Source organism: Nocardia carnea (genome assembly GCF_029868325.1).
Classification (GTDB): domain Bacteria; phylum Actinomycetota; class Actinomycetes; order Mycobacteriales; family Mycobacteriaceae; genus Nocardia; species Nocardia carnea_C.
In genome coordinates this window covers 1-11617 of sequence record NZ_JARWNW010000285.1, presented here as the reverse complement: position 1 = coordinate 11617, position 11617 = coordinate 1, and the positions used below count along the sequence as shown (strand labels likewise).

Below are 11617 nucleotides of genomic sequence, written 5' to 3'. Positions count from 1 at the left end.
TTTGTGTTACTTCCCTCGCAGATCTCCCCCGTCCCCCCCGTCCGAACTCGCACCGTGCGCCCCCGCCCCCCCCGCCGTTATCATTCGGTCCAGCGCGAACACGGTCTGGGGGGGCCGGTGTCGCGCGGTGGGGTTACTGCGGGGGCCGGGGCCGAAACCTTTGAGGGCCTCGTAAGACTCGGCTCCACCGTTGGTACGTCGGTCTTGCTGTGGGCCGCGAGCGACCCGCGACCGCGATCTCGTGTGCACAGTCCGCTTCAGGCACCCTGTTCCGTGGTCGTGCGGCAGCCTTGTGCATCTCCGGGGCCACCGCGGGCCCCTGGTTTCGGCGGTCCGCAACTACCTGAAACGTATCAGGTGAGTGGTACGAGCTCCGCTGCCGCCGCTGGGCACGTCCAGGGCGATCACCGGGGCTGGGGCAGCGGAACCCCACGCAGCCTACGGCGCGGGGAGGTGGGCGGATTTACTCCGGTCGACCGATATGTCCGCCTCTCCGGGTGCGCGGCCGCGACCGGTTCGGGCGTGTGGCGTCGCACGGTGGGCACACCCATAGACTCGGGGCCGTGAATCAGCTGACCGACTCGCGCCCGAGCGCGTCCTGGCGGCCGCCGCGTACCCGGTCGAGCCCGGCACCGCTGCGACCCGCACCGGATTTCGGTCCCACCGATACCGTGCGCGGCTGGGTGGTCAGCCTCTTCCTGACGGTGATCGCGGCCGTCACGCGGTTCACCATGCTCAGCTACCCCACCGACGCGGGCACCCCGGTCTTCGACGAGAAGCATTACGCGCCGCAGGGATGGCAGATCCTGACCGGCGGTATCGAGGACAACCCCGGTTACGGGCTGGTGGTGCATCCACCGGTGGGTAAGCAGATGATCGCGCTCGGTGAAGCGTTGTTCGGTTACAACGGCTGGGGGTGGCGGTTCACCGCGGCGGTCTGCGGCACCCTGCTGGTGCTGCTGGTGATCCGGATCGTCCGGCGGATGACACGATCCACCCTGCTCGGCGCGTTCGCCGGAATCCTGCTGATCGCGGACGGAGCGAGTTTCGTCTCCTCGCGAATCGGCATGCTCGATATCTTCATCACCTTCTTCGTCACCGCCGCCTTCGGCTGCCTGATCGTCGACCGCGACCAGGTCCGGGCGCGCCTGGCCCGCGCCGACGCCGACGGCCGGATCGCGGAGACGCCGTGGGGGCCGCGACTGGGCGTGCGCTGGTGGCGGTTCGGCGCCGGGATCCTGCTCGGGCTCGCATGCGGGACCAAATGGTCGGGGCTGTATTTCATCGCGGCATTCGGCCTGATGAGTGTGCTGTTCGATCTGTCCGCGCGTCGCGCCTACGGTGTGCGTAAACCGCTGTTCGGCACCGCGATCCGCGATATCGGCCCCGCGCTGTACGCGCTGGTCGTGATACCGCTGGGCGTCTATCTGGCCAGTTACGCCGCCTGGTTCCGGGAGGAAACCGCGGTCTACCGCTATATGGCCGGTAACCCGTCGGCTCCCGAGGACGGTATCGGCACGGGCGGTTTCTGGTCGCACCTGTTCCCCGATGCCCTGCGTTCCCTGTGGTACTTCCACTCCCGCACGCTCGGCTTCCATTCCGAGCTCACCAACTCGGCGGGCAACCATCACCCGTGGGAATCCAAACCGTGGACGTGGCCGATGGGCTTACGCCCGATGCTCTACTACTACGCCGACGACGGGGTCACCGGCTGCGGGCAGAGCGAATGCGTGAAGGCCGTCATGCTGATCGGCACGCCGGCGCTGTGGTGGGTGGCGCTGCCGGTGCTGATCTGGGGGCTGTGGCGCTGCGTGGTGCGCCGCGACTGGCGTTACGCGGCCGTGCTCACCGGATACGGCGCGGGCCTGCTGCCCTGGTTCCTCACGCTGGACCGGCAGATGTACTACTTCTACGCGGTCGCACTGGCGCCGTTCCTGGTGATGGCGCTGGCTTTGGTCTTCGGCGATATCCTCGGCACCGCACGGCGAGCGGCCGCCCGAGCTCCGGGCGGCACCGGTTCCTTCCTCCCGCCCGAACCCAGCGAACGGCGCAGTCTGGGACTGCTCGCGGTATGCCTGTATCTCGCCCTGGTGATCGCGAATTTCATCTGGTTGTGGCCGATCCTGACGGCCCTGCCCATCACCACCGGCAACTGGCAGGATCACCTCTGGCTACCCAGCTGGCGCTGAGACCGGCGTAGGTCAGGCGATCAGGGCGGTTTTCACGTAGTGGAGGGCGGCGGCGCCGTCGAGCCCGAGCCGGCGGATCGTGGCCACGTATTCGGCGGCGGCCCGGCCGGCGGCGTCGGCGGTGGGGTCGCCGGAGGAGGCGATGAAGGTGCCCAGCCGGCCGCGGGTTTCCAGGACCCCGTCCTGTTCCAGTTCCCGGTAGGCCCGGGCCACGGTATTGGGTGCCAGACCCAGTTGCGCCGCGAGCGCACGCACCGTCGGAATCTTGGTTCCCGCGAGGAGTTCACCCGCGCGGACGCGGGCGATAACGGCCAGACGTAGTTGTTCGTAGGGTGGGACGCCCGAATCGTGCGACACCGTGATCTCGAACATGCGTCCGTTCTTACCGCATCCGCCCGCTTTTCATACGCTATCCCGGGCAAGTGGGCAGGAAAGACAGCGTGGGCCGCCGCGGCCCGAGCCCAACTCCGAACCGGGTATGCGCAGCACCTCGATACCGGAATCCTCAAGCCGCGCATTGGTCATCTCGTTGCGTTCGTAGGCGACCACCACGCCGGGGCCCAGGGCGAGCGTGTTGTTCCCGTCGTCCCACTGTTCGCGTTCGGCGGTGACCCCGTCCGTTCCGGTATCGATGACGCGCAGTTTGCCGATTCCCATCGCCGCAGCGGCGGCGGGCAGGAACGGGTCGGGCCCGGTGACCACGCAGCTGTCGGTATCGGTGCGGCGGATCGTGTACGCGGTCAGGGTTTCGCGCACGCCCGGATACATCACGACCGCGTCCGTATCGACCATGGTGCATACGGTGTCGAGGTGCATGGTGGCGCGGTTCTGCGCGATCGGCGCCACCAGCACGGTGTGCGCGAGACCGTCGTCGAACAGGCTGCGTGCCAGGGCTTCCGCACCGGCCGGGGTGGTGCGCTCCCCCACGCCCACGGCCACGACCCCGGGCGCCAGCAGCAGCACATCGCCGCCTTCGATGGGCGCGGTATGCGATTCGTAGGCCCGGCGGACCCCGAGGAACCTCGGGTGGAAGGCATAGATCAGATCGGTCAGCGAGGTTTCCCGCGCGCGGGCGGGCAGCGCGAGTGCGGTGATCGCGACCTTGGGCCCGACCCAGAACGACGAGTCGCGGGTGAACAGGAGATTCGGCAGCGGGTCGATGACGAAATCGCCACCGTGGTGCATGCGGCGGACGAGGGAGGTGTCGTCGGCGGCGAAGGGCAGTTCGTCGAAGGTCATCCCCGCCATCAGGATTCGGGCGAGGTCGGGGGCGGGCACGCCGCGCAGCTGGGCGGCCAGTTCGGCGGCGAGCGAATGGCCGAGGCGGCGGGCGTGCACGGCCGCGGAGATGCCCTGGATACGCGCGGCGCCGCTGACCGCGAGGGTTTCGGCGAGCAGGTCGGCGAGCAGCAGTACCTCTACCCCGCGGTCGCGCAGCACCGCGGCGAAGGTGTCGTGTTCCTGCTGGGCGCGTTCCACCCAGGGGATGGCGTCGAAGAGCAGTTGATCGTTGTTGCGCGGGGTGAGCCGGCGCAGCTCGTCGCCGGGCCGGTGCAGCAGTACCGCGCGCAGGTCGCCGACTTCGCTGGTCACCCCGAAGGTGGGGGCCGGGTGGCCGGGGTCCCGTTGCCGGGTATCGGATGTGGCATCTGATCCCATGTCCCGACAGTAATGCGCGCGGCGGCCGCCGGCATACACGCGGGCACCTCGTTCGCGGCATATTTGCCCCGGATTCCGCCCACAAGGCCAGCAACCCTGAAGTATGGTTGAGGATGACGGAGGAGGGCGGATGCCGACAGCGGATTGGAAAACCAAGGAGCTGACCCCGGGTCAGCTCTCCGAGCGTAGCGGAGTCGCAGTGTCCGCGTTGCACTTCTACGAACGGGAAGGACTTATCTCCAGCCGCCGGACCAGCGGAAATCAACGCCGCTACACCCGGGAGACGCTGCGCCGGGTGGCCTTCATCCGCATCTCCCAGCGGGTCGGCATCCCACTGAGCGAAATCCGCGGTGCGCTGGATCGTTTGCCGGAAGGTCGCACGCCCACCCGGCGCGATTGGGAAACCCTGTCCACCGCCTGGCAGGCCGATCTGGACGAACGAATAACTCAGCTGGTCCGGCTACGGGACAACCTCACCGGATGCATCGGCTGCGGCTGCCTGTCGCTGGGTAGCTGCAAACTGGTCAACGAACACGACCGGCTCGGCGCCGAAGGTCCCGGCGCCCGCGTCCTCGATGTGCATCTGAACTGCCCCGAACCGGGCGTGTGCGACGACCCCGGCGATCCGCTCAGTGTGCTGCCGGAGAATCCGGATTCGGCGTGCTCGCTACCGCCCGATCCCGATTCACCGACTGTTTCAGCGTGCTGAACTGCCGGTTGGCCTGCCGCATCAGCAGTTCGTAGGGGAAGGCGAACTTCCGCTTCCACCAGTAGCCGAAGCGGATATCGAAGGAGCTGTACACCAGGAAGCGGTTGCGCTCGATACCCTTCAGGATCGCCGCGGCGACCTTCTCCGGTGGTACGGCGTGCCGGGTGAACAGCGAGGTCACCCGCTGCACTCGCGGATTCTCCTTGTCCACGCCGACCAGGTCGAAGGTCCGCACCAGCGGCGTGGCCACCGCGCCCGGCGTCACCAGATGCACCGTGATTCCGTGCTCGGCGAGTTCGAACCGCAGTACCTCCGACAAGCCGCGCAGGCCGTACTTGCTCGCGCTGTAGGCGGCATGCCAAGGCAGTGCCAGCAACCCCGCCGCCGAGGAGACATTCACCAGCGCACCCGGCTGCCCGGACCGCACCATCGGCGGAACGAACCGTTCGATGACATTGATCGGCCCGAGCAGATTGATATCGACCATCCGGCGCCAATGCCGGATCTCCAGACTGTCGACGGTCCCCCACACGGAGGTCCCGGCCACATTCATCACCACGTCCAGGCTGCCGAACGCCTCGTGCACGGCCGCGGAGAACTCGGCGACGGCGTCGTAGTCGGAGATATCGAGTGCCCGCGAGATGAGCACGGTCCCACCGGCGCGTTCGATCTCGTCGACCGTGGCGGCCAGCCCGCCGGCATCGATATCGGTGAGCACCAGGCGCGCACCGCGGGCCGCGGCCGCCAGCGCGGTCGCCTTCCCGATACCGCTGGCGGCACCTGTGACCAGTGTTTTCGCGCCCTGTACCGATTTCCTGCGGTTGACCCGCCCCATGCCGACTCCCGATCTACGACTGCGCTGTCGGCAGCAGCGTACCGAGACCGGGCGCGGGTGGCACGGCGGAGCGGCGGGGCACCGGCCTCGGGCGACCGTCCGCGCGGTCACAGATCCCACGGATCCAGTCCGAAATCGGGCAGCGCGTGGTCCAGATTGGACAATCGCTTCAGCGAGGCCGCGAGTTCGCCGCGATGCGCAGCGGTCGGCGCGGCGAAGTAGGCGCGAGCCGTGGCCAGATGTTCGGTGGCCAACTGGTGGGCGATGGCAGTGCGCGTATCCCGGCCGACCCTGTTCCATTCAGCGGGGTCGATATTCGCCCGCAGGGCCCGGTCGGAATCCCAGTGTTGCTGGACGCGGGCGATGAAGGAGCGGTCGAGCTGCGCTCCCGGGGCGGGGGCGAGGGTATGGCGGGCGAGACTGTCGGCATCGCTGACGGCCTGAGCGGCGAATGCCATTTCCGCGTCCGATCCGACGTGGTTGAGTACCGCGTTGCCCGCGGCAACCGCCTTCTGCAACGGCAGGAACCCGTACGGATTGCGGGAGCGGGTGTCGTTACGGGTCTGCCGCGCCCGCATATGGCGGTGGATCCGCTCGTGGCTCGCCCCGGCGTCGTGCAGTACCGCCGGCAGCGACTCGGCCGGTACCCGGTTGTTGTCGAGATACTTCAACGCCCGATTCAGACCGAGCTCGGTGTCGATACCGCCCCATTCGGCGGCTTCCCGGCGTGCCAGCATGCGCCAGTTCTGCCGGGCCATTGCCCGCCACCGGTGCGATTCCAACCGGCCGGCCGCCGACGCGATATTCGCCCGATCGTTGCGCATTCTGCCGGCGGCCAGCGGACTGAGCGGATTCACCGTGCGACCGAGCAGCCACGCAGTCAACGGTGAGGCGTTGACGGTGTTCAGCGCCGCCAGGCTCGCGATCGCTCCCATCCCGGAACCACCGCCCGAAGCTCTACCTCCCGCCGCGCCGCCCATCCCGAGCGCGGCCCCACCGGAGCCTGCCGGCGCGCCCTGGATGGCGAGCGCGAACCGGTTGGCAGCCCACGCCGAGCCACGCGTGAGACTCCTCGACAGACGGCCTATCTGGGATATCGCGACGATTTGCACGACCGCGGCGATCACGATCACGGCGACCACTCGGCCGTGGGCCTGCCGGAAGATATTGCCGAGCAGCAACAGGTAGATACCGACGAAAACGGTGTATGCGCACATGCGGGCTGCCGCGATACCCGAATTCACCAGGTTTCGCACCAGGAAGGACTGGGTCGGACCGTAGACGAAACCACCGGCGGCGAATCCGAATACGGCCATGAATGCCTGATAGATGGCATCGAGCGCCGCGCGTATCAGCCGAAAGGACAGCACCACCGCGAACAACAGCAGCACGGCCGCCGAGGCCAGGAGCACCAGTCCGGTGCCTATCTGGCCCACCCGCGCATGGGCGGAGGTGACCGCGGCGGTATCGCCACACGAGCCGAGTTCGCGCCGGGTCCGCTCGGGATCGCCCGCCGTCATCCCCGCCGACCACGCTGCGGCGCAGGCCGGCCGGTCGTCGACGATATGCCCGAAATTCCACACCTGCACCGGACGGCGCGCGAAATTATCGGCCATATCCCTTTGCAGAGTGCTCAACACCAGGTCCGGATTCCGCGAGTCCGACCCATCGAGGCCGGCGGCGACCGCCATACCCAGGTCGCGCCCCCGGGCCGGCAGGCCGTCCGATCCCAGGGCACCGGCCAGCGGAGCAGCCAGGAACAGCGGTCCCAGCACAGCCACGACCAGCATCGTCAGTATCTGGACCACGGCCCTGCTGTGGAAGCCGCGCACCGTGAACCAGGCCACGAGAAATGCCCCGATGCTCACCGCCGTAACCAGGACCGCGGGAGTGGCGAGCCGGTCCGCGAATGCGTTCGCTACGCCCTGCAATGCTTCGGCGAACAGGTCGAGCCAGGCGAAACTGAGCGCATAACCGACGAACCAGATCGCGGTCGTCACGATAACCATATATCCGACGAATTCGAGGCCGATCAGCGTCCAGACCATCGTTGTACCGGGATCGAGGAGATCGCCATGCGCGCCGACGAAGGTGTAATCGGCCAGCTGCACGCCGGCGGAATCGCGGATATTCATCCAGGCGACACCGTCCATCCGGCTCGGCGCCGCCCCACCCGCCCCATTCTGGGCCCTCGCGACCGCGCCCAGCCCGCCGGGGAAAACGGTGAGAATCGCTACCAGGAGGAGACCGCGGACGAGACGGCGCCGACGCGGCCCTGCCCATGCCGCCGGGAGTCCACGACCACCGAGAATGCGCACTGCAGCCGGTCCGCTAGGGCGCCGCGGTCGTCATACGTCCGGGTTTCGCGGGGAGCGCCCGCCGATCTGTTCTGCCGATCATGTCGGCATTGGTAATTACGTGGAATGAAGCTCAGCTGAACTGATAGTGGCGAATCGGGCCGGCCACGGTGAATTACGAAACAATATCGGGTGACATAGCCAGCGTTGAGAACACCACTAGAATGCGCGACGATAAACGCGGCCACCACCGGTTTTCCGAATTCTGCCGGGTATTTACCCGGCAATTGCCGGGCGACCGGCCGGTTTGCCGATTTCTGTACACAACGACGGGTTTACACCGCACAATGCGACGATCCACCGAAACCCGGCAGCCGGGCGGGCCGCCCGCACCGCCACCGGTTGATAGCATGGCGGATCCGGCCGACCACCCGGTCGGCTTGCCCACCAGGAGACATCTCGAAAGAGTCCTTCCATGCAGTTTGAAATCGTCGAGCGGGACGAGACGTGGGTGGCCGGACTTCCGGTACGCAGCCCCAAGCGCGCGCTCGGTGAACTACGCGACCGCGACCTCGAGGGCGCCTGGTCGTCGGTGCTGCATCACGAACTCGGCGGGCCGCTCGCCACCGCGTACACGGACTACTCGTCCGAGCTGGGGACCTACAACACCCAGATCGTCGGCTACGAATGCCACTCCTTCGACGAGGTCACCCGCGGCCATATGGTGGCACGCCTGCCGCGCGGTACCTATGCGAAGTTCTCCTCGGTGGGCAACTTCCCGCAGATCATGACCAGCCTGTGGACCCAGATCGCCTACGCCGAGGAGAACAACCGGATAAACCGGACCTTCACCGGCGATTTCGAGTTCTATCCCCACGCGTACAAGATCGATCTGTACCTGGCGGTCGAGGCCCGATGAGCTACACGATCGTGGTGCGCGGCGAGTCGGTGTACGCCGGCCTGGTGGTGCCGAAGGTGCGCCCCAGCTTCAAGGTCAGCAACAGCGAACTCATCGAGTTCCTCAAGGACCGGCTCAGCGAACGGGCGGCCGGATTCGCCGGCTCGGCCGAGGCGCAGCGACCGATGTACACCGTGTACGTGCGCACGCCCACGGGCACCTACAACGCCCTGGTGTGTTTCGAATACGCCGAACCGGGCGATTCCGCCATCGGTGATGTTCTGGTCCGGGTCCCGCGGGGCGTCTACGCGCGGTTCGTACCCAACGGCGACTACCACGATCCCGTCGAGGATGTCTGGGCGCAGGTCGACGATGCCACGGCGTCGGCCGAGATAACTCGCGCCTACCGCGAGGAGATCGAGCTCTGGCACGGTTCGGAATCGGTGGAGCTGTTCATTTCGATCGCCACGTGACAACGGCGGCGAACAGTTCGTTGCCGGTTGATAACTAACTCCGAACCAACCGGTCTCCCGGTAACCGGTCATTCTCGAACCACCTGGCCTGACCTGCGATAACAGTTGCATCTCGCGTCAGTTTTCGGAAGATTAACCAGAGTTCTGGTCAATTGTGTTTCGATGACGGATACTGCACTGGGCACGTCGGCGAGCCGGGGCGTCGGACGAGCTGCTGGACAACATATCCCGTACCCCCACCGGGTGTACGGCGAAAGAGTAGGAACTGTCATGACTGTCGAAACGATCGCAGTCGGCCAGGAAGACCACCCGCACCACGGCCGCGCTGCGGGGTTTCGCGACAACGTCTCCGGCTACGAAATCTGCGCCACCACCCCCGACCGCTCCCCCGACCTCTGGCACCGCTACCTGGCCGGTGCCCAGCAGACCTACCGCCATTTCGGACACGAACAGGCCCTGGAATACGACGCCGTCGCCGACGGTTCGTCGACCGCGCTGTTCTTCGCCGCCACCGACCTCACCGGTGCGGTGGTCGGCGGCCTGCGGGTCCAGGGGCCGTACCGGTGGGTCTCGGAGGTCGATTCACTCACCCCGTGGGCCGGGCGGCCGGGCGCGACGGACCTGAGTCTCATGATGGCGCGGCGTATTCCACGCGGTGTGGTCGAATCCCGCGCCGTCTGGGTGGCCCGCGACGCCGACCGCCGCAACGATCTGACCGCCGCGATCTCCCGGTGCATGGCGCACGCCCCGCGGCTGCTGGGCGCCCGCTACGGCTTCGCGACGGTCGCCTCGTTCACCACCGAACGGCACCGCGCGAGCGGCGGTATGGTCGCGCAGGCGATCCCGCCTGTGCCCTACCCGGACGAGCGCTACCGAACGGTGCCGATCTGGTGGGATACCAGGACCTATGATGTATTTGCTGACAAGTTGCAGTATTTGTTGATGCGTGGTGAACTTCGCGCTATGGGATTAGCTGAACCGAGGTCGTCGCGGTCGGTCCGGTCGCTGCGCCGCGGTGGGGAGGAATGCCGGTCACATGGTCGGTGAAGCAGATCTCGGAGTGGAATACCGGCCGCTGATCCTGAACCCGGGCGACCCCGACGACGAACGGGCGCTGGCCGGGCTGCGCAGCACACCGCATATCGAGATCAACGATCTGCGCGGTCTGCTCGCCACCGAGTTCGGCAGGCTCAACGATCCCCCGGAAACCGCCGAGGGCCCGGCGGACGACCGCTGGGTGTACTACCCGTGGCGGCGCAGCGTACTGGTCCTGCCGGGGCCGCGGACCTTCCGCGCGATCCGGCTCGACCGCAATCGCAACAAACTCACCCGTGCCGAACAGGAGCGGCTGCGCACCCTCACGGTCGGGGTCGTCGGGCAGAGCGTGGGGCATGCCATCGCCTACACGCTGGCCCAGGAGGGGGCGTGCGGCGCACTGCGGCTCGCCGATTTCGACGAACTCGAACTGTCGAACCTCAACCGGGTCCCCGCCACGCTGTTCGATATCGGCGTGAACAAGGCGATCGTCGCGGCGCGCCGGATCGCCGAACTCGACCCCTACCTGACGGTGGAGGTGCGCGGCGGCGGACTGGACCCCGATACCGTCGACGATTTCGTCGACGGGCTGGGCATCGTCGTGGAGGAATGCGATTCCCTGGATATCAAACTACTCGTCCGCGAAGCGGCCCGGCGCCGGAAACTGCCGCTGATCATGGAGACCAGCGACCGCGGCCTGCTCGATATCGAACGTTTCGACCTCGAACCGGACCGGCAGCCCTTCCACGGCCTGCTCGGCGATATCGCGGCCACCCGGCTGCGCGGCCTGTCCACCCGGGATAAGGCACCCTATGTCGTGGGGTTGCTCGGCGCACGCGATCTGTCCGCCCGGATGGCGGGCAGCCTGGTCGAGGTGGGCGAGACATTGAACAGCTGGCCGCAGCTCGGCGGCGATGTGGTGCTCGGCGCCGCCAGTGTCGCGACGGCGGTGCGCCGGATCGGCCTGGGCCGGCCGCTGCGATCGGGCCGCACCCGGCTCGATATCGAACAGGCCCTCGACGCCCTCGCCGACCCGGACCTCGATCTCGACGAACCCGCCGCCGATACCGAGACCGAGACCGCGCCCACGGCGCCGCTCGACCGGATTCTCGAATGTGCGCAGCGGGCGCCGTCCGGCGGAAATATCCAGCCGTGGTCGCTGCACGCCACGGACCAGGAGATCCGGATCACCCTCGATCCGCAGTACACCACCGCCATGGATACCGGCTACCGCGGCAGCGCTGTCGCCGTGGGCGCCGCGCTGTACAACGCCCGCGTCGCGGCCGCCGCCCACGATCGGCTCGGCCCGCACGAATTCGCCGAAACCCCGGACGCCCCGCTCACCGCGGTGCTCCGGGGGGGGGGGGGGGGCGGCCGGGGACGGGGGGGCGGGTGCGCGGGCGCGCGCGTCCGGCTCCGCGCCGCCCCGCCCCGGGCCGCCCCCGCCCCCCCCCCGGAGCACCGCGGTGAGCGGGGCGTCCGGGGTTTCGGCGAATTCGTGCGGGCCGAGCCGATCGTGGGC

10 protein-coding genes are annotated in these 11617 nt (G+C 67.9%); 6 read left to right on the top strand and 4 right to left on the bottom strand.

Annotated elements, in window-relative coordinates; all coding sequences use genetic code 11:
• Positions 1-563 precede the first annotated feature (563 nt).
• Positions 564-2189: a dolichyl-phosphate-mannose--protein mannosyltransferase gene (locus QH196_RS27425; protein ID WP_280418731.1), complete on the top strand. Its 1626-nt coding sequence runs from the start codon at positions 564-566 to the stop codon at positions 2187-2189.
• A gap of 12 nt (positions 2190-2201) precedes the next feature.
• On the opposite strand, the gene QH196_RS27420 is transcribed toward QH196_RS27425, so the two are convergent.
• The gene (locus tag QH196_RS27420; RefSeq protein WP_280418730.1) at positions 2202-2561 is read right to left on the bottom strand and encodes a GntR family transcriptional regulator; all 360 of its coding nucleotides are present in this window, start codon (positions 2559-2561) and stop codon (positions 2202-2204) included.
• 30 nt (positions 2562-2591) lie between these two features.
• Positions 2592-3848: an arginine deiminase gene (gene arcA / locus QH196_RS27415; RefSeq protein ID WP_280418729.1), complete on the bottom strand. Its 1257-nt coding sequence runs from the start codon at positions 3846-3848 to the stop codon at positions 2592-2594.
• A 130-nt stretch (positions 3849-3978) separates the two neighbouring features.
• Here arcA and soxR point away from each other — a divergent pair, with 130 nt between their 5' ends.
• Positions 3979-4557 (top strand): redox-sensitive transcriptional activator SoxR, encoded by a 579-nt coding sequence (gene soxR / locus QH196_RS27410; protein WP_280418728.1) that lies wholly within the window; start codon positions 3979-3981, stop codon positions 4555-4557.
• On the opposite strand, the gene QH196_RS27405 is transcribed toward soxR, so the two are convergent.
• Positions 4478-5392: an SDR family oxidoreductase gene (locus QH196_RS27405; RefSeq protein WP_280418727.1), complete on the bottom strand. Its 915-nt coding sequence runs from the start codon at positions 5390-5392 to the stop codon at positions 4478-4480. The genes soxR and QH196_RS27405 overlap by 80 nt on opposite strands.
• A 107-nt stretch (positions 5393-5499) precedes the next feature.
• Positions 5500-7527 carry a hypothetical protein gene (locus QH196_RS27400; RefSeq protein ID WP_280418726.1) on the bottom strand — a complete coding sequence of 676 codons (2028 nt, stop codon included), beginning with the start codon at positions 7525-7527 and terminating at the stop codon, positions 5500-5502.
• Between the two features lie 637 nt (positions 7528-8164).
• Here QH196_RS27400 and QH196_RS27395 point away from each other — a divergent pair.
• From QH196_RS27395 to QH196_RS27380, 4 genes are all read left to right on the top strand, one after another.
• Complete coding sequence (locus QH196_RS27395; protein WP_280418725.1) at positions 8165-8608, top strand: GyrI-like domain-containing protein; 444 nt, start codon at positions 8165-8167, stop codon at positions 8606-8608.
• Positions 8605-9060 carry an effector binding domain-containing protein gene (locus QH196_RS27390; RefSeq protein ID WP_280418724.1) on the top strand — a complete coding sequence of 152 codons (456 nt, stop codon included), beginning with the start codon at positions 8605-8607 and terminating at the stop codon, positions 9058-9060. The genes QH196_RS27395 and QH196_RS27390 overlap by 4 nt, the downstream gene beginning before the upstream one ends.
• 270 nt (positions 9061-9330) lie before the next feature.
• Positions 9331-10107 carry a hypothetical protein gene (locus tag QH196_RS27385; RefSeq protein WP_280418723.1) on the top strand — a complete coding sequence of 259 codons (777 nt, stop codon included), beginning with the start codon at positions 9331-9333 and terminating at the stop codon, positions 10105-10107.
• Positions 10097-11617: Rv1355c family protein (locus QH196_RS27380; RefSeq protein WP_280418722.1), on the top strand; the 1521-nt coding region annotated here is incomplete at its 3' end. The genes QH196_RS27385 and QH196_RS27380, both read left to right, overlap by 11 nt.